Source organism: Pseudoflavonifractor sp. MCC625 (assembly GCF_018784545.1).
GTDB classification, from domain to species: Bacteria; Bacillota; Clostridia; order Oscillospirales; family Oscillospiraceae; genus Pseudoflavonifractor_A; species Pseudoflavonifractor_A gallinarum.
In genome coordinates this window covers 152,056-170,714 of sequence record NZ_WQOJ01000048.1, presented here as the reverse complement: position 1 = coordinate 170,714, position 18,659 = coordinate 152,056, and the positions used below count along the sequence as shown (strand labels likewise).

The window sequence follows — 18,659 nt, the reverse complement described above, 5'->3', positions numbered from 1 at the left end:
GATATGAAGCTATGGACGGCGTTGACCGGCGCGATTTGTTTTGCGCTGGCCTGTAATTTGGACACGGTGCTGCTGGCGGCAGCCTATGGGGGGCGCGGGCTCTCCATCTCGCCCGGGCCCTCGCTGGTGCTGGCGGGAGTGACTACCCTCATCACAGCCTTCTCGCTGCTGCTGGGGAACGCGGCCACCGCAGTGCTCCCCCCGGAGACGGCGGAAGTGCTGGGCGGGCTGGCCCTGGTGGGCATTGGATGCTGGTTTTTACTGGATTACCTGCGGGGGCGCACCGAGACGGCGGAAGAAGAGCCGTCGTCGCCCGGGCTGGCGGGTTGGGTCTCGCTGGCGGCCGCGCTAGCGGTAAACAACGCGGGTGCGGGCGTGGCAGCCGGCGCGGCCGGGATCCCCACCCTGGCGGCGGCGGGAAGCAATTTTCTGGTGACACTGGTGGCCCTTCCCCTGGGACACCGGCTGGGCTGCGGTGCGGCGGAGCGGCTGCTGGGGCGGTATGCCCTTCCCCTCTCGGGCGGCCTGCTGGTGCTGCTGGGCGCCTGGGAAGTCCTGCTCTGAGGCAGGGGGACCATAGAAAGGACGGTTACATATGACAAGATTGGAGTACTTGGGCGGCCGGGAGGCCGTCATTGCGGGTATTTTGAAGGAATTTCAGGGCCTCTCCGCCCGGCCCCACGGGTCCGGACAGGAGGAGGCGGAGAGCCGCTATCTGGTGGAGCGGCTGGAGGGACTGGGCCTCTCCCCCGTCCGGGACCGGGCGGGGAACGTGATGGCGGACGTACCCGCCACGCCCGGCCGGGAGGAGTCTCCCCTTCTCATCCTCCAGGGACACATGGACATGGTGTGCACCGTCCGCCCGGGCAGCGGGTTTGATCCCCGCAGAGACCCGCCCCGGGTGGTGGTGCGGGACGGCTTTGTGCGCACCGACGGCAATTCCACCCTGGGGGCGGACAATAATTTGGGGAACGCCGTGGTCCTCTACCTGCTGGCGCAGGGCGTGGAGCACGGCCCCCTGCGCCTCCTGTTCACGGTCAGTGAGGAGGTGGGCCTCAAGGGGGCGGCCCAGGTGGACCCCAGCTGGCTGGCGGGGGCCTACGGCCTATTGAACACGGATGGGTTCCACTTCGGCCGGGCCATTGCCGGTTCGGCCGGGGGCCGGCGGGAGACCTATGTCCGTACCCTGGATCGGCGAGCGGCCACCGGGACGGAGGGCTGGCACATTGCTCTGACCGGCGGCACCGGTGGCCACTCGGGGGACGACATCCACCGGGGACGGCTCAACGCGGTGCAGACCCTGGCGTCCTTCCTCCAGGATCGGGCGGCGGACTGGGAGGTAGCCGAGTTCTCCGGCGGCTCGGCCCACAACGCCATTCCCGCCTCGGCCCAGGCGGTGCTGGTCCTTCCGTCCGGACAGGAGGGGCTTTTGCAGGACCGGGTAGCCGCCCTGAGGGCGGAGATTACCCGGCGTTACGGCAAAAGCGACCCCCATGCCCGGGTGGAAGTAGAGCCTGTGCCCTGTCCGGAGCAGGTGTGGAGCGACGAGACCGTCCGGGCGGTGTGCGGCCTGGCCGCGGGGCTCTTCCACGGGGTATACGCCATGCACCCGGCCTTTCCGAATGTGGTGGGGGCATCGGCCAATGTGGCGGCCGTCCAGCTCCGGGGGGAGGAAGCGGCAGTGCTGGCCTTCATCCGCTGCGCCCGGCGGGAGGAGGAAGCGATCCTCTTCCCCATGCACGACGCGGCGGCGGCCCAGGCGGGCTTTGCCCTGCGGGAGGTCTCCTACTACCCCGGCTGGCCGGGCGATCCCCAGAGCCGCCTGATCCAGGTGCTCTGTCAGAGCTATCAGGAGGCCGTGGGGCGGAAAATGGAAGTGACCGCCGTCCATGTGGGGCTGGAGCCTTCCGTCCTGGGAGAAAAGGCCCCCGGTATGGTGATGGTGAGCGCGGGTCCCGACATCCTGGACGCCCATTCGGTGGATGAGCGGGCCCCTCTGGATACCCTGCCCGATTATGCCGTCACTCTGGCCGGTGTGCTGGCCGGGATTTAAAACAAACACGATAAAAATAGAACCGCGGCCCGCGATCATACGATCGCGGGCCGCGGCTTTTCTTGAAAAAGAGGGGCTTTTACATCTGGGTGAGCATCCCGGCCACCTCGGAGAGGTAGTTGGGCTGGAAGGACTCGATCTCGCCCTGGTCGCAGGCGGCGGCCAGCTTGGGATCGATGGGCAGACGGGCCAGCACCTTCAGGCCGTGCTCGGTGGCCACGGCGTCGATGTGGCTCTCGCCGAAGATGGCGTGCTGCTTGCCGCAGTCGGGGCACTGGAAGTAGCTGTAGTTCTCCACCAGGCCCAGCACGGGGATGTGCATCATCTCGGCCATCTTGACGGCCTTGGTGACGATCATGCTCACCAGATCCTGGGGAGAGGTGACCATGATGATCCCGTCCACAGGGAGGGACTGGAACACAGTCAGGGGCACGTCACCGGTTCCGGGAGGCATATCCACGAAGAGATAGTCCAGCTCGCCCCAGATGACATCGGTCCAGAACTGCTTGACAGTGCCGGCAATGACCGGACCGCGCCAGATGACGGGGTCGGTCTCATTCTCGGTGAGGAGGTTGAGGCTCATCACCTCCACCCCGCCCTTGGAGGTCTCGGGGTAGATGCCCAGCTCGCTGCCCGCGGCCCGGGTGTGGATGCCGAAGGCCTTGGGAATGGAGGGGCCGGTGATGTCGGCGTCCAGGATGCCGACCTTCTTGCCCAGGCCGGCCATGGCGCAGGCTAGAGAGGAGGTCACCAGGCTCTTGCCGACGCCGCCCTTTCCGCTGACCACGGCGATGACCTTCTTGACGTGGGAGAGCTCATGGGACGGGACCTGGAAGCTCTGGGGACTGGTGCGCTCCGAGCAGCTCTCGCCGCAGGAGGAGCAGTTGTGGGTGCATTCAGACATGGGTCATGTTCCTTCTTTCTTGTATTTCTCCAGGTAAATGGGGATCACTTGTATCGGTAGGTCCCGCCGCCGATAAACTCCCGGATGAGGGAGCTGGGCGGGACCAGCGCAGGGTCGATGGGCTCAAACCACCGGAAAGCATCCAGCAGGTCGTGGAGCTCCTTCCAGCGGGGATTGCTGGGGGGCAGACTCTCCAGAGCCTGGGCCAGCGGGGCGGCGTAATTGGCGAAGACCGCCGCCTCATAGGGCAGCGAGGAGTCCACCACGATGTGGGCCCGGCCCTTGTAGGGGGAAATATACCGCTTCTCTCCCCGGCGGACGTTGTGCCACATGGACAGGGTGTCGGTGAGGTCGGTGCCCCGGAAGTTGCAGTCCCGCACGGCCCGGCGGGTAATGCGCATCCAGGTGCCCTTGAAGCGGACCGCCCCGTCCTCCAGCACGTTGGAGCGGGCTGAGACATAGAGGGCGGTGGCCTCCGGGTGGCGCCCGGCGATGTCGTCGTTCAACGCGTGGATGCCCTCAAAGATGGCCACCTCGTTGTCCCGGAGGTGGAGGGGCCAGCCCTTGGCGTCGTTGCGCATCTGGCGGGAGAACTCAAACCGGGGGATGGTGACCTCCTCCCCCCGGGAGAGGCAGGTGAAGGTCTCGTCTAGCAGGGCCATGTCCAGCAGCTGGGGAGATTCAAAGTCGATGTCCCCCTCCGGGGTGCGGGGCGCGGCGGGATGGCTGGGGGGGTGAAAGTAATTATCCAGCGAGACCGTGTGGGTGTTCACACCCCGGTGCTCCAGCTCCTCCTCCAGCTTGAGGGCGGAGGTGGTCTTGCCGGAGCCCGACGGGCCGGAGAGGAGCACGATGGGGCTCTTCTCCATGCGCTGGACGATGACGTCGGCCGCGTGGCGGATGCGTTCCTGGTAGGCCTCGTCACACTCGGCCAGAAAGGCGGCGGGATCGTGTCGGGTGCGCGTCCGAATCTCCGTGAGGGAATAGGCCATAAAGCCTCCTTTCCGGGGGGATCACTCCCCCTGACGCAGTTGGAGCAGGAAGTCGGCGGCCTGATGTTTGCCGCGCAGAAGCTTTTCCAGACTGTCCACGTACTCGTGGGGATATTTCGGATTGGCGATGCGCTCGATGCGCCCGGTGCGGGGGTGGACCAGCTTGGTCACGCCGCCCCCTCCAAGAGATAGTATGGTGTGGAGCTCCTCCATCATGCAGATATTGTAGAGACTTTCCCAGCCCGGCTTGGCCCAGCCCACATTTTCAAAGGAGCCGGACATGTATTTCTGCCGGTAGAGGTAGTAGGGCACCTGCCCATGGGCGCGCAGGGTCTCCCACGCGTAGGAGAGCATGGCGTCCACATCCTCCGCCGTGGGGAGAACGGGGCTCTCCCCCGTGCCGTCCCCCATCAGGCGGGAGCCCTTCTTGAGGGCCAGAGTGTGGACGGTCACATTCTCCGGATCCAGCGCCAGGACCTGGTCCAGGGAGGCGCGGAAGCCCTCCGGCGTATCCTGGGGCAGTCCGGCGATGAGGTCCATGTTCACGCAGGGGATGCCCGAGGCGCGCACCAGCTCAAAGGAGCGCAGGATGTCGGCGGCGGTGTGGGCCCGCCCCATGGCGGCGAGGACGGCGTCCTGCATGGTCTGAGGATTGACCGACACCCGCTGTACCCCCCGGCGGCGCAGGACGGCGAGCTTTTCCGCGGTGATGGTGTCGGGCCGCCCGGCCTCCACCGTATACTCGGTACAGCGGGAGAGGTCAAAGCGCTCCTCCACCCGACCCAGCAGCAGATCTAGCTGAGGGGCGCTCAGGGTGGTGGGGGTGCCGCCCCCCACGTAGAGGGAGCGCACGGCGTACCCGGCCCGGCGCAGCTCCTCCGCCGTGGCGTCCACCTCCTGGAGGAGGACCTCCAGAAAGGGCGAGAGGAGCTTGAGGGTCCGGCCCACGTCGGCCGAGACAAAGGAACAATAGGCGCACCGGGTGGGACAGAAGGGGATGCCAATGTAGAGGGATACCTCGTCCTCCCGCAGGCTCTGCTTGGCCCGCAGGCTGGCCTGGGCGCAGTCCAGGGCCAGGGCGGCCCGGCCCGGGGAGACCCGGTAGGTCTCCCGCAGCTCCCGCTCGGCCTCTTGGGGCGTGGCTCCCCGCTCCATGGCGCGGGTGGGGATCTTGACGGGGCGCACGCCGGTGAGGGCCCCCCAGGGGGGCTCGTGGCCCAGGGCGGCCACCCCGGCCCGGTAGAAGGCCAGCTTCAGGATACGCTGGCACACCCGGTCCCGGACCAGGGGATCTTCCCCACCGGGGACCGGGGCGGAGTCCTCCCCCACTGTCTCCTTCCCCTGCCAGCGCAAGACGGCCCGGGCGTGCAGGGTGTCCCCCTGAGGGGTAAGGGTGAGGAGAACCGCGTTTGCCCCCTCAGGGGCAGGGGTATAGTCGGGCCGCTCCTCCGGAAAGAGGGTGAGCATCATCTGCTCGGCGGCATATCGGTAGTCATGTCCTTGTAAGGTCAGATGCATAAGAGGGACGGAAGGGACTTTGTTTCCCGGGAAACAGAGTCAGTCTTCCTTCATCGCCTCCTTCAGATAGTAGTTGTATTTGCGCTCATGGTCCAGGGTGGAGGGGTCCATGTGGCCGGGCAGGACGGTCAGGTCCCCCTCCAGTCCGCCCAGGCGGCGGAGGGAGGCGCGCATCGCGTCATAGCTTCCCCCGGGCAGGTCGGTGCGGCCCATGGAGCCCTTGAAGAGGGTGTCGCCGGTGAGCAGGGTGTCCCCCGCCCGCAGGACCACCGAGCCCTGGGTGTGGCCGGGGGTGTGGAGGACCTCCAGGTCCACCCCGCCCACCTGTACGTGGTCTCCGTCCTGGTAGAAGGTCAGCTCCCCCATCTCCTCGATGCGGAAAAAGGGCTTGGGCATCTCCGCGTCGCCGGGGTGGACGTAGACGGGCACGCCGGGCAGCTCCTGCCGCAGGGCGGGCACGCCCATGGTGTGGTCGTAGTGGGCGTGGGTCAGGAGGATGCACTGCACCTCCCACCCCTCCGCACGGACGGTGGACAGAATGCGGGGATCGGGGTCGCCGGGATCGACGATGGCGCAGCGCTTGCTGGCCTCATCGGCCACCAGATAGCAGTTGGTGGACACGGCGGGGAGCAAAATGGTTTTGATTACCATGGAAATCACCTCAGTCAGAGATCGTATTACATGTGGTCGGTGTCAAAGAGAATGGTGACGGGGCCGTCGTTTTGAGAAAACACCTGCATGTCGGCGGCCCCACAGGGCAGGCCCTGCGGGGACCCCGTTCTTTTGAACTGCGCGGGCGGAGTGAATCCGCCCGGCATCAAGGTTTTGGCGGGGCCAAAACGCTTGGAACGCGCCAAAGGGCGCGGGGTTCGGCGCCGGAACACTCACATGTGGTCGGTGTCAAAGAGAATAGTGACGGGGCCGTCGTTCTGGGAAAAGACCTGCATGTCGGCGCCGAATTCGCCATGTTCCACGTGAAACCCTCTGCCTTCGCACTCGGCCATGAACTTCTCGTAGAGAGGAACGGCGATGTCGGGCTTGGCGGCCCCGGTGAAGCCGGGCCGGCGGCTCTTGGTGTCGGCGTAGAGGGTAAACTGGGAGACCACCAGAAGGCTTCCCCCCACCGCCTCCAGATTGCGGTTCATCTTGCCGTTCTCGTCCTCAAAGACCCGCAGGCCGCAGACCTTATCGGCCATCTTGACGGCCTGGGCCTCCGTGTCGTTAGGGCCCACACCCAGCAGGACCAGGAAGCCCTGGCCGATGGAGCCGTTGACCCGGCCGTCGATCTCGACGGAGGCGTTTTTCACTCGTGTCACAACTGCGCGCATACTATCATCCTTTATCTGTATCGTATAAAGCTACCGGTATTCCCGCTTCATGCCCCGGGCATACATGGGGTCGATGTCAAAGTAGACCAGATCGCCGGCTGAGCACTTGAGGTCGGTCACGTCCACCAGGGTCTCGATGGCACCGATGCGGCCCAGGACTCGGGCCTTCTGCCCGTTGACCCGCACGGTGATGTGGCGGGCCCGCCACCAGCGGCGCAGGGTGGCAAGGAGTCCTGCATCCCGCCCCCGGGAGACCCCGAAGCCGTTCTGATAGCCCACCGGGATCACGGCGATCCGGGTGGGGCGGTGGAGACGGACGGTGGACTCGTTGCCCACGGTGTAGTCCTTGGGGACCCAGCGGGTCTCCTCAATGCCGGCCTCGCCATAGCCCACCCGGAGCAGGCCGTCTCCCCGCCGGCGGCGGCAGCGGCCCAGCAGGACCGACCCGGCCCGCACCGCGTCCATCCGGGCAAAGTCGTAGTGCATCAGGGCGTAGGAGCCGGCGGCGTGGACGATCCCGGTCTCAAAGCCGGCCTGGTGTACCGCCTCCACCACCCGGTGGAACTGCTTGAGCTGCTCGGCGGCGTTGTGCCCGTCGGCATGGATGGAGTGGACCTGGGTATAGATGCCCGAGAGGGCCACGTTGGGCAGATTCCGGTAGATGTTCACGATCTTCTCCGGCTCCCCGGCCAGGAAGCCGCCGAAGCCCAGACCGGTATCCACCTGGATGTGGGCCTCGGCCACGGTGGAGCGGGCCTCCGCCGCGCTGTTGAGGGCGAGGCCGGTGTCCACCGAGCCCACGGTGCACACCACATTCAGGTCCAGCAGGCGGTCCAGCTCCTCCCGGTCGGTGGTGGCGCGGAGCATGAGAATCTCCTCATCCACCAGACCGGCCTTGCGCACGGCCTCGGCCTCCTCCGGCTCGGACACGGCAAAGCGGCGGACGCCCTCCTCCCGGAGAAAGCGGGCCAGCTCCGCGGTGCCCGCGCCGCCGCCGTCCCCGGTGAGGACCCCGTAGATGGCGGCGCTGCCCGCCCGCTCTTTCACCACGGCAATATTGTGTTTCAGGGCTTTTTTCTCCAAAACCAGTGTTTTCACAGCCCTCGCCTCGCTTGTCTCGGTCATGTTCCCCCGCAGGGGACAGGTTAACTTTCATTATAACGCCTCCCCTACCTATCGTCAATGAAAAGCAGGGCGGAAGCGGGAGGGAAACCTTGTGTTTTGCCCGGGAAAGTGGTACAATTTCTTGATAATACCCTTTGGACAAACAGAAAGCGGAGGAACCGACTTGAAGCGAGAGACGACACAGATCACCGCCGAGCAGATCGCGGTGCAGATGGACTACTGCATGAAGATCCACGCCATGAACGCCCAGATGGACCACACCCCTCTGGCCATGGTGGACACCTATGGCTGCCAGCAGAACGAGGCCGACTCCGAGCGTCTGCGGGGCTACCTGAGCGAGATGGGCTACGGCTTTACCGATGACGAGCACAAGGCCGACCTGGTGCTGGTGAACACCTGCGCCATCCGGGAGCACGCCGAGCAGCGCGTGCTGGGCAACGTGGGGGCCCTCACCCACACCAAGCGGGCCAACCCCAACCAGATCATCTGCCTGTGCGGCTGCATGGCCCAGGAGGAGCATGTGGCCAAAAAGGTGCGGGAGTCCTACCGCCAGGTGGACCTCCTCTTTGGACCCCACGCCCTGTGGCGCTTCCCGGAGCTGCTGTGGCGCTTCCGGGCCACCGGAAAGCGGGTCTTTGAGCACACCGACGAGGCCGGTTCCATCGCCGAGGGCATCCCGGTGGTGCGCCAGGGCGGCGTGAAGGCCTGGGTCTCCATCATGTACGGGTGCAACAACTTCTGCACCTACTGCATCGTCCCCTATGTCCGTGGCCGGGAGCGCAGCCGCCGTCCCCAGGTCATTCTGGAGGAGATCCGGGGCCTGGTGGCCGAGGGCTACAAGGACATCACCCTGCTGGGCCAGAACGTCAACTCCTACGGCAAGGACCTGGACGAGCCCATGGACTTTGCCGATCTGCTGAAAGAAGCCGCCGGGATCCCCGGCGACTTCCTGCTGCGCTTTATGACCAGCCATCCCAAGGACGCCTCTCAGAAACTCTTTGAGACCATGGCCTCCTCCGAGAAGATCGCCCCCTGCTTCCACCTCCCCTTCCAGGCCGGAAGCAACCGCATCCTCAAGGCCATGAACCGGGTGTACGACCGGGCGGGATACCTGGATAAGGTCCGCCGCCTGCGGGAGCAGATCCCCGATGTGGTCATCACCTCCGACGTGATCGTGGGCTTCCCCGGGGAGACCACCGAGGAGTTTGAGGAGACCCTGAGCCTCATCGAGGAGGTCCGCTTTGACGCCCTCTTCACCTTTATCTACTCCCCCCGGGTGGGTACCCCTGCGGCCAGCATGCCCGACCACATGTCCCGGGAGGAGAAGCTCCGGAACTTCCAGCGTCTGGTGGACCGGCAGGATCAGATCTCTGAGGAGAAGCACGCGGCCTATATCGGCAAGACCGTCCGCTGCCTGGTGGACGGGAAGGACGAGAAGGGCCTCACCGCCCGCACCCCGGGCAACCGGCTGGTCCGCCTCACCGGGGAGGAGTCCCTCATCGGGCGCTTTGTGGACGTGGCCATCACCGGGGCCAACAAGTGGTCCCTGTTCGGCGAAGTGGGGGAATGAGCACCCGAAAGGACCCGCGGCTGGAAGGCTGGGACTACAGCAAGAATGGGGCGTATTTCCTGACGTTCTGTACGCTGCACAGGGAGCCCACGCTGGTGTCCATCCCGTATTCTCACACCTTTCACGCGCCGTCGGTCCGGCTGACCCCGCTGGGAGAAAGCGTGGAACATCAGCTCCACGAGCTGGAACGATATTACCCCTGGATGCATTTGGTACACTATGCCATTATGCCCAATCATGTGCATCTGCTCGTTTTGATCGAGGATGCCGGAGCAGGGGCGTCGGGGACGCCGCCCCCTACGCAAAAATTGGTAGGGGCGGGCCTCCCGGACCGCCCGAACCGGGCAAACCAAAAGATTCCTGCCCTCATCTCTACGCTGAAACGCCTGACCAACCGCGCCTGCGGGCGGCAGCTCTGGCAGCGCAGTTACTATGATCACATCATCCGCGACGAGAATGATTTTTCCCGTATCTGGACCTATATTGACAACAATCCCAAACAGTGGGAATTGGACCGCTATTACCGGGAAGGAACGCCTTAGCAGGGGCGTCGGGGACGCCGCCTACACAAAATTGGTAGGGTCGGGCCTCCTGGGCCGCCCCATCTGCCAGCCCTGAGATACACCACAGAAGAAAAGGAGCCTTGACCATGCCAGCAGACACCACCCCCATGATGCGCCAGTACATCGCTATGAAGGAGGACCACCCGGACTGTATCCTCTTTTTCCGTCTGGGGGACTTCTATGAGATGTTCAATGAGGACGCCAAGCTGGTGTCGAAGGAGCTGGAGCTGACCCTCACCAGCCGGGACCGGAGCAAGCCGGAGGGAGAGCGCACCCCCATGTGCGGCGTGCCCTACCACAGCGCGGACGCCTACATCGCCCGGCTCATCGCCAAGGGGTACAAGGTGGCCATCTGCGAGCAGATGGAGGACCCGGCCACCGCCAAAGGGCTGGTGGACCGGGACATCATCCGCATCATCACCCCGGGTACGGTCATCGCCTCCTCCATGCTGGACGAGGGGCGCAACAACTTCATCTGTTCCATCTATCTGGACGAGCGAGGGGCCGGGCTGTGCTTCTGTGACATCTCCACCGGAGAGATCTCAGTGACCTCCTTCCACGGCGGGGACGCCCTGGAGCACCTTCAGAATGAGCTGGGCCGCTTCTCCCCCCGGGAGGCCCTCCTCTCCGAGGGGGCCAGCCGAAACGAGGCCCTGGGGGCCTTCCTGCGGGACAAGCTGGAGTGCCGCTGTGAGAACGGCGGGGAGGAGCGCTACCGCCCCGAAACGGCGGGGGCTGCCGTGAAAAAGCAGTTCCAGAGCGGGGTGAGCGCCCTGCCTGAGGGGGACAGCCACGCGGTCCAGGCGGTGGGAGGATTGCTCTCCTACCTCTATGAGACCCAGAAGACCGACCTCTCCCACCTCTCCACCCTCACCTACTTCACCTCCGGGCAGTTCATGGAGCTGGATCTCACCGCCCGGCGGAATCTGGAGCTCACCGAGACCCTGCGCGCCAAGGAGAAGAAGGGCTCCCTCCTCTGGGTGCTGGACAAGACCCGCACCGCCATGGGCCGCCGCCTCATCCGCACGTGGATGGAGCGGCCCCTCCTCTCTCCCGCCGCCATCCACCGCCGCCTGGGCGCGGTGGAGGCCCTGGTGAACGACCCCATTGCCCGGGAGGAGATCATCCTCTGCCTGCGGGAGATCACCGATCTGGAGCGGCTCATCGGGCGCATCGTCTACGGCACTGCCGGCGGACGGGATCTGGTGGCCCTCTCGGGCGGCCTGGGCAGGCTCCCTCATCTGCGGGATCTGCTGGAGGGGCTGTCCTCGCCCCTGCTCCAGTCCCTGCGGGAGGAGCTGGACGACCTCTCCGACCTGCGGGAGCTCATTGGCCGGGGCATCCAGGACGATCCCCCCTTCTCGGTCCGGGAGGGCGGCTTCATCCGGGACGGCTACGACCCGGAGGTGGACCGCCTGCGGGACATCCTGGTCCACGGCAAGGACATGGTGGCCGCCGTGGAGGCCCGGGAGAAGGAAAAAACCGGCATCAAGAGCCTGAAGGTGGGCTACAACAAGGTGTTCGGCTACTATATCGAGGTCTCCAAGTCCTACTACGATCAGGTGCCCGAGACCTATATCCGCAAGCAGACCCTGGTCAACTGCGAGCGGTACATCACCCAGGAGCTCAAGGATCTGGAGCACTCCATCCTCACGGCTCAGGACCGGATCACCGCCCTGGAGTACGAGCTCTTCTGTGCCATCCGGGAGGAGACCGCCCGGCGGGTGGGAGACATCCAGCGTTCGGCCGCCGCCGTGGCCCAGGTGGATGTGCTCACCTCCTTTGCGGCCGTGGCCGCCGACCGGGGCTATTGCCGGCCGGAGGTGGATCTCTCCGACGTGATTGAAATCACCGAGGGCCGCCATCCGGTGGTGGAGCAGATGCTCAAGGGGGGACTCTTCGTCCCCAATGATACCCGGATGGACGCCGGCGAGAACACGGTGGCCATCCTGACCGGTCCCAACATGGCGGGCAAATCCACCTATATGCGGCAGGTGGCCCTCATTGTGCTCATGGCCCAGATGGGCTCCTTTGTACCCGCCCGGTACGCCCGCATCGGCATCGTGGACCGGGTCTTTACCCGCATCGGGGCCAGCGACGATCTGAGCGCGGGCCAGTCCACCTTCATGGTGGAGATGAGCGAGGTGGCCGAGCTCCTGAAAAACGCCACCAGCAAGAGCCTTCTCATCCTGGACGAGATCGGCCGGGGCACCAGCACCTATGACGGCATGTCCATCGCCCGGGCGGTGCTGGAGTACTGCGCCGACCGCAAGCGGCTGGGGGCCAAGACCCTCTTTGCCACCCACTATCACGAGATCACGGTGCTGGAGGGGCAGATCCCCGGGGTGAAGAACTATAACATCGCCGCCAAAAAGAAGAAGGACGATATCCTCTTCCTGCGCAAGATCGTCCGGGGCGGCGCCGACCAGAGCTATGGCATCGAGGTGGCCAAGCTGGCAGGGGTCCCCGACCGGGTCATCCGCCGGGCCCGGGAGATCCTCAGCGAGCTGGAACAGGGCGGCGTGTCTGCCCCTGCCGCACCGGCTCCGTCCGGGGAGAGCCAGATGAGCCTCCTGGACCTGGGGGCCGGGGAGGTGGCCGAGCGGCTGCGCCGGGTGGATGTGAACACCCTCACCCCCATCGAGGCTATGAATCTGATCTACGAACTCAAGCAGAAACTCTGACCGCCGGAGGGCGGTCCCGGCAAAAGGAGGGATGACAGATGAATCCAATCCCCATCTGGCAGGAGAAGCTCAGCCCGGGGGAATGGCTCCGGGGCGGGGCGCTGTCGGTCCTCTATGTGGCCCTCTTCCCCTTCCTCATGGCCTGGGTGCAGCGCAATGCCTGGGAGGAGCTCCCGGTGGCGGAGTCCAACGTGGTCTACTATCTCATTTCCGTGCTGCTGGGCTTTGTACTCTTTTCCGGCCTGTGGAAGCGGAACCTGGACCGTCTGTTCTCCTGTCCGGGCAAGAATCTGAAGTCCATAGCCGCCGCTCTGGTGGCCTGGATCGCGCTGGATGTTCTGGTCCGGCAGATTCCCCTGCCCGTGCGCAACCCAAACGAGAGCGGCTATGCCCTGGAGTATCTCCTCTCCCCCGGCGCCACCGGAATGATCGTGGTGGTTCTCATGCCCATCGTGGAGGAGCTGCTCTTCCGGGGACTGCTCTTCGGGGGCGTCCGGCGGTACAGCCGGGGAGCGGCCTACCTGCTCTCGATGGGACTCTTCGCCCTGTACTGCGTGTGGCAGTTTGTGTTCTCTTACGGAAGGATGGACATGCGCTATCTGCTCCTGGCGGTGCAGTACCTGCCTGCGGGAATCCTTCTGGCCTGGTGCTATGAGCGGGGCGGCTCCCTGTGGAGCGCGGTGCTGCTGCATATGGCCATCAATGGACTGACCCTGCTGCGCATCGTGGCGGGCTGAGCACCTGTCCGCCTTATCTCTCATTCAGAAAGTCTGGTGAATCCCTATGCCTCATATCCAACCTCTGGACCCCCATGTGGCCGACCTCATCGCCGCCGGCGAGGTGGTGGAGCGGCCGGCCTCGGTGGTCAAGGAACTGGTGGAAAACGCCATCGACGCCGGGGCCACTGCCGTCACGGTGGAGATCCAGCACGGCGGCATGACCCTCATCCGGGTCACGGACAACGGCTGCGGCATCGCCGCGGAGGAGGCCGAGACCGCCTTCCTGCGCCATGCCACCAGCAAGATCCGGAGCGAATACGACCTGGAGGCCATCGGCACCCTGGGCTTCCGGGGGGAGGCTCTGGCCGCCATTGCGGCGGTCTCCCGGGTGGACCTGCTCACCCGGACGGCGGAGGAGAGCATAGGGGTTTCCGTAGAGCTGGAGGGGGGCGTGGTGGTCTCCCGAGAGGAGGCCGGCTGTCCCCAGGGCACCACGATGGTGGTGCGCGACCTCTTCTACAACACCCCCGCCCGGCTGAAATTTATGAAGAAGGACTCGGCGGAGGGGGCGGCCGTCTTTGCCGCCGTGCAGCGGCAGGCCCTCTCCCACCCGGAGGTGAGCATCCGCTTCCTGCGGGACGGCCGGCAGGAGCTCCTCACCCCCGGCGACGGGCAGCTCAAGAGCGCGGTCTACGCCGTCCTGGGGCGGGAGATGGCCCTGGGCCTGCGGAGCGTCACCGGCTCCGGGGAGGAGATGACGGTGAACGGCTTCACCTCCCTCCCCACCTGCTGCCGGGGCACCCGGGGATACCAGCACTTCTTTGTCAACGGACGCTATGTGAAATCCCGCACCATGATGGCTGCCCTGGAGGAGGCCTATGCCAACCAGAAGATGGTGGGCAAGTTCCCGGGGTGTGTCCTCCACCTGACCACCAAGCTGAACGCGGTGGACGTGAACGTCCATCCCACCAAGCAGGAGGTCAAGTTCGGCAGCGAGCGCAAGGTCTTTGACGCGGTATACTACGCCGTGCGGGCCGCCCTGGAGCAGGATCAGACCCGCCCCACCGCCGTGCTGGAGCGGCCCCGGGCCCACGACAGCGTCACCCCCAACCAGACCAAGTTCCAGACCATGACGGCCCAGCAGTATCGCGCCCTGACGAGCCAGGGCGTGGCGGAGGGCGCTCCGGAGCGCCGGCACCCGGTCCGGCCGGGTCTCTCGGCCCTGGAGCGGATCCGTACCGCCCCCTTGCCGGGGGAGCGTCTGCCTCTGCACGATTACACGGCGCCCCGCACCCCGGCCGCACCAGCCCCGGTCAGCACCCCGGTGAAACCGGCATCCGCCCCTGTGGCCCGGACAGAACCGGAGGCGCACACCGCCCCCGCGGCCCCCAGCCCCCGCCCGGCCCCCGCGGTCCCGGAGCGGGAGGAATCCGCCCCTATGAATGAGCGGCCGGTTTCCCCGACTCCGACCCATCCGGAGCCAGAAGCCAAGGCCGAAACTGCGCCCGCCGCGCCGGAGGTCCTTCCCCCTGTGGCGGAGGAGCCCGAGCCGGAGCCCTGGCGGCTGGCCGGGGAGATCTTCCACACCTATATCATCGTGGAACAGGGGGAGCGAGTGCTGCTCATCGACAAACACGCCGCCCATGAGCGGATGCACTTTGACCGGCTCAAGGCGGCGGGCTATACGCCCATGTGCCAGATGCTGCTGACGCCGGTGGTCTTTACGCCCCCCGCCGAGGAGGGCGCGGTGCTGCTCCAGAACCAGCAGCTCCTGGCCGACTTCGGCTTTGAGGTGGAGGATTTCGGCGGCGGCGGACTCATCGTGCGCCAGTGTCCCGACTATGTGGACGCAGGAGATATTGAATCCACCCTCTCCGAGCTGGCGGGCAGGCTGCTTTCCACCGGGCGGGCCGACCCGGCCGCCGCCCGGGACGGCGTGATGCACACCATGGCCTGCAAGGCCGCCATCAAGGGCGGGCAGAAGAACGATCCCCACGAGCTGGAGCGGGTGGCCAAAGCTGTCCTGAGCGGAGCGGTGAAATACTGCCCCCACGGGCGCCCGGTGGCCATTGAGCTCACCCGGGGCCAACTGGAAAAGCAGTTCAAGCGGGCCTGAGGGACCGGGAACAAAAAATCTCCCCCGGTCGACCGATTTCGCAGGCGAGACTTCCAATAATTGGGTATTATAGTGGCATTCCGACGGCCGTCTTAGGACAGGCCCTAGATAGAAAAGGAGTGCACTGTGATGCAAAAGACCAACAATCTTCAGGAACTGTTTCTGCTCCGGGCCCGGAGCACCCGCGCCAATGTGACGGTATTCCTCATGAACGGCTATCAGATCCGGGGACAGATCGCCGGGTTTGACGCCTTTGTGGTGGTGGTCCACAGCGAGGGCAAGCAGCAGATCATCTATAAACACGCCATTTCCACCATTATCCCGGAACGTCCGGTGGATCTGCGCCCCACGCCCCTCTCCGCGGAGGAGCCGGAGGGGTAAGATCCTGAGCGGGCGGGCTTCCGGCGCGGGAAGAAAGGAACGACATGAAACAGGGACCCCTCCTCAACCGAATCCTGATGCTGGTGCTCTTTGCGGCCCTGCTCATCTACCTGGGCGTATATGTCTGGGACAGCATGAACGACCCCTTTACCACCGCCACGGCCTATGCCTGCACGGTGGACGACGCCATGGAGGCCACCGGCTTCCTGGTGCGGGAGGAGCAGGTTATCCAGGGGAACGGAGCCGTGGTGGACCAGCTCTTCAACGAGGGAGAAAAGGTGGCACGGGGGCAGACTGTGGCGGTGCTCTATGGCAGCGCCGAGGCTGCCGAGCGGCGCAACACCCTGCTGGCCCTGGAAAATGAGCGGGATCAGCTCCAGTATGCCCTGACCCAGAGTGCCGACGCCGGGGACAACGCCCGGCTGAGCGGGGAAATCATCGATGCCATTACCACCCTGCGCTCCTCGGTGGCCTCCGAGGACTTTACCCGCCTGGAGGACCAGACGCTGGAGCTCAAGAGTCTGATCTACCAGCGGGCCGACGCCTTCGGCACGGAGGAAGAGGGGGGCACCACCGTAGCCGAGATGCAAAACCGCATCCAGGAGCTCAATGCCCAGATCAGCGCCCTTCAGTCCCAGTCCAGTCAGGACACCACCCGCGTCACGGTCAGCCAGTCGGGGACCTTCTCTGGCATGGTGGATGGCTTTGAGACCCTCCTGACCCCGGACGGACTGGAAAACCTGACTCCTGCAGATTTGGACAAGCTAAGCGCCCAGACGCCCCAGCAGGACACCACTGCGGTGGGAAAGCTCATCACCAGCTCCACCTGGTATTTTGTCTGCGCCCTCTCGGAGGAGGAGGCTGCCAACCTGACCGAGGGAAAGGACATCACTGTCCGCTTTTCCCGGGACTGGTCGGGCTCGGTGGACATGGAGGTGGAGCGCCTCGGTCCGCCCCAGGGCGGACGGATGACCGTGATCCTCTCCACCGACCGCTTCCTGGCGGACACTACCCTGCTGCGCAAGCAGACGGTGGACCTGGTGTTCCGCAGCAAGAGCGGCATCCGGGTGCCCACCCAGGCCATCCGTACGGAGGAGCGCAGCGAGACCAATGAGGAGACCGGAGAGACCACGGTGCGCCAGGTCACCGGCGTCTATGCCATCGTGGGCGTACAGGCCGAGTTCAAGGAAGTGACCGTGGTGGACCAGCGGGAGGGCTACTGCGTGGTGACGCCGGTGACCACCGGCGTACCGGGGACCGATAAGAAGGCCCTGCGCTCCGGAGATGAGATCATTGTGACAGGAAAAGACCTGTTTGACGGAAAAGTAGTGCGCTGATCCGTTCAAACCAGAGAGAAACAGAGGTGCTTGTGATGTCATTGGCAGAAAAGATCCGGCAGGTAGAGGAGAACATTGCCGCCGCGGCCCGAGAAGTGGGGCGGGACCCGAGTGAGATCACCCTGGTGGCTGCCACCAAGGTCCAGACCTCCGAGACCATCCGGGAGGCCATCGCCGCCGGCGTGAAGGTGTGCGGAGAGAACCGGGTGCAGGAGATGACCGCCCATCTGGCCGACAACGCCTATGAGGGGGCCAAGCTCCATTTCATCGGCCATCTTCAGACCAATAAGGTCAAGTTTGTGGTGGGCCGTGTGGACCTCATCGAGTCGGTGGGCTCCCAGCGTCTGCTGGAGGCCATCGAGCAGCAGGCCGCCAAGGTGGGCGTGGTGCAGGATATTTTGCTGGAGGTCAACGTGGGCGGCGAGGAGAGCAAGAGCGGCGTGAGTGTGGGGGAGCTGCCCGCTCTGGCTGCCCGGGCGGCTGAGCTGCCCCATGTGCGCCTGCGCGGTCTGATGGCCATTCCGCCTGTGGCACAGAATGAGGGGGAAAACCGCCCGTTTTTTGCCCAAATGCGCCAGCTTTTTGTTGACATAAAGGAAAAAATGGACGATAATAAATCTGTTATCGACTGCCTTTCCATGGGTATGAGCCGCGACTATGAGGACGCGGTGCGGGAAGGCGCCACGCTGGTCCGGGTGGGGACGGCCCTCTTCGGGCCCCGGCCGCCCATGGGACAGCCCGGGTAAACCGGATGGAGGCACAGGCCTCCTGCCGGACCGGTCCGCGGTCCGGACAGCCCCAACGTATTGCCATGCAGGAGGGAACAAACATGGGATTTATCGATGATTTGAAGCGTCTGGCCCGTCCCTATGAGGATGAAGAGGACATGGACGGCTACGAGGACGACTTTGAAGATACCAGCCGGAACGACTTCAGCGAGCGCAAGTCCGCCCCCAAGAAGGAGAGCGCCTCGTTCAACCTGGAGCCGGAGCGGCGCAGCAACAAGGTGGTCAACATCCACACCACCACCCAGCTCCAGGTGGTGCTGGTCAAGCCCGACCGGTTTGAGAATGCCGCCGAGATCGCCGACCACCTGCGGGAGAAGCGTACGGTGGTGCTCAATCTGGAGCAGACCAACAAGGAGATTGCCCGGCGACTGCTGGACTTCCTCTCCGGCGTGGCCTACGCCAACGAGGGCAAGATCAAGAAGGTCGCCCTGTCCACCTACATCATCACCCCGTACAATGTGGACATTCTGGGCGATCTGATCGACGAGCTGGAAAACAACGGCCTCTACTTCTAAGCGGAGAGCGGGCCGCCGGGGACAGCCCCGGAACATGTAGAGAAGCAATAAGAGAAATGGGGTATT

General features: G+C 65.2%; 17 protein-coding genes. 11 read left to right on the top strand and 6 right to left on the bottom strand.

Going from position 1 to position 18,659, the window contains the following annotated elements; translation table 11 throughout:
- The first annotated feature begins 3 nt into the window (after positions 1-3).
- Both GPK94_RS15160 and GPK94_RS15155 read left to right on the top strand, forming a co-directional pair.
- Entirely contained in the window at positions 4-564 is a 561-nt protein-coding gene (locus GPK94_RS15160) for a sporulation protein (RefSeq protein ID WP_215656189.1), read from the top strand.
- Positions 565-595: 31 nt separating this feature from the next.
- Positions 596-2,053, top strand: a complete 1,458-nt coding sequence (locus GPK94_RS15155; RefSeq protein WP_215656188.1) for a M20/M25/M40 family metallo-hydrolase — start codon at positions 596-598, stop codon at positions 2,051-2,053.
- Between the two features lie 79 nt (positions 2,054-2,132).
- On the opposite strand, the gene GPK94_RS15150 is transcribed toward GPK94_RS15155, so the two are convergent.
- From GPK94_RS15150 to GPK94_RS15125, 6 genes are all read right to left on the bottom strand, one after another.
- Positions 2,133-2,957 carry an Mrp/NBP35 family ATP-binding protein gene (locus tag GPK94_RS15150; protein WP_101692494.1) on the bottom strand — a complete coding sequence of 275 codons (825 nt, stop codon included), beginning with the start codon at positions 2,955-2,957 and terminating at the stop codon, positions 2,133-2,135.
- Between the two features lie 44 nt (positions 2,958-3,001).
- Complete coding sequence (locus tag GPK94_RS15145) at positions 3,002-3,949, bottom strand: nucleoside kinase (protein WP_215656187.1); 948 nt, start codon at positions 3,947-3,949, stop codon at positions 3,002-3,004.
- 21 nt (positions 3,950-3,970) lie between these two features.
- On the bottom strand, positions 3,971-5,467 hold the full coding sequence (hemZ, locus tag GPK94_RS15140) for a coproporphyrinogen dehydrogenase HemZ (protein ID WP_215656186.1): 1,497 nt from the start codon (positions 5,465-5,467) through the stop codon (positions 3,971-3,973).
- Positions 5,468-5,506: 39 nt separating this feature from the next.
- Entirely contained in the window at positions 5,507-6,118 is a 612-nt protein-coding gene (locus GPK94_RS15135) for an MBL fold metallo-hydrolase (protein WP_215656185.1), read from the bottom strand.
- A 233-nt stretch (positions 6,119-6,351) separates the two neighbouring features.
- Positions 6,352-6,795 (bottom strand): D-aminoacyl-tRNA deacylase, encoded by a 444-nt coding sequence (gene dtd / locus GPK94_RS15130; protein WP_215656184.1) that lies wholly within the window; start codon positions 6,793-6,795, stop codon positions 6,352-6,354.
- 30 nt (positions 6,796-6,825) lie between these two features.
- Entirely contained in the window at positions 6,826-7,893 is a 1,068-nt protein-coding gene (locus tag GPK94_RS15125; RefSeq protein WP_193535769.1) for an alanine racemase, read from the bottom strand.
- Between the two features lie 190 nt (positions 7,894-8,083).
- On the opposite strand from GPK94_RS15125, the gene miaB reads away from it, so the two are divergent.
- The 9 genes from miaB (at position 8,084) to GPK94_RS15080 (ending at position 18,593) form a co-directional block, all read left to right on the top strand.
- A complete protein-coding gene (gene miaB, locus GPK94_RS15120; RefSeq protein WP_215656183.1) occupies positions 8,084-9,490 on the top strand; it encodes a tRNA (N6-isopentenyl adenosine(37)-C2)-methylthiotransferase MiaB in 1,407 nt (468 codons plus the stop codon).
- Positions 9,487-10,032: a transposase gene (locus tag GPK94_RS15115; protein ID WP_215656182.1), complete on the top strand. Its 546-nt coding sequence runs from the start codon at positions 9,487-9,489 to the stop codon at positions 10,030-10,032. Before miaB ends, GPK94_RS15115 begins: the two co-directional genes overlap by 4 nt.
- A gap of 107 nt (positions 10,033-10,139) precedes the next feature.
- Positions 10,140-12,737 carry a DNA mismatch repair protein MutS gene (gene mutS / locus GPK94_RS15110; protein WP_215656181.1) on the top strand — a complete coding sequence of 866 codons (2,598 nt, stop codon included), beginning with the start codon at positions 10,140-10,142 and terminating at the stop codon, positions 12,735-12,737.
- A gap of 38 nt (positions 12,738-12,775) precedes the next feature.
- On the top strand, positions 12,776-13,474 hold the full coding sequence (locus GPK94_RS15105) for a type II CAAX endopeptidase family protein (protein WP_215656180.1): 699 nt from the start codon (positions 12,776-12,778) through the stop codon (positions 13,472-13,474).
- A gap of 46 nt (positions 13,475-13,520) precedes the next feature.
- On the top strand, positions 13,521-15,572 hold the full coding sequence (gene mutL, locus GPK94_RS15100; RefSeq protein ID WP_215656179.1) for a DNA mismatch repair endonuclease MutL: 2,052 nt from the start codon (positions 13,521-13,523) through the stop codon (positions 15,570-15,572).
- Between the two features lie 129 nt (positions 15,573-15,701).
- Complete coding sequence (gene hfq / locus GPK94_RS15095; protein WP_101692445.1) at positions 15,702-15,953, top strand: RNA chaperone Hfq; 252 nt, start codon at positions 15,702-15,704, stop codon at positions 15,951-15,953.
- 44 nt (positions 15,954-15,997) lie between these two features.
- A complete protein-coding gene (locus tag GPK94_RS15090) occupies positions 15,998-17,290 on the top strand; it encodes an HlyD family efflux transporter periplasmic adaptor subunit (RefSeq protein ID WP_101692444.1) in 1,293 nt (430 codons plus the stop codon).
- A gap of 35 nt (positions 17,291-17,325) precedes the next feature.
- Positions 17,326-18,036 (top strand): YggS family pyridoxal phosphate-dependent enzyme, encoded by a 711-nt coding sequence (locus GPK94_RS15085; RefSeq protein WP_215656178.1) that lies wholly within the window; start codon positions 17,326-17,328, stop codon positions 18,034-18,036.
- Positions 18,037-18,119: 83 nt separating this feature from the next.
- On the top strand, positions 18,120-18,593 hold the full coding sequence (locus GPK94_RS15080; protein ID WP_101692442.1) for a cell division protein SepF: 474 nt from the start codon (positions 18,120-18,122) through the stop codon (positions 18,591-18,593).
- Positions 18,594-18,659 lie beyond the last annotated feature (66 nt).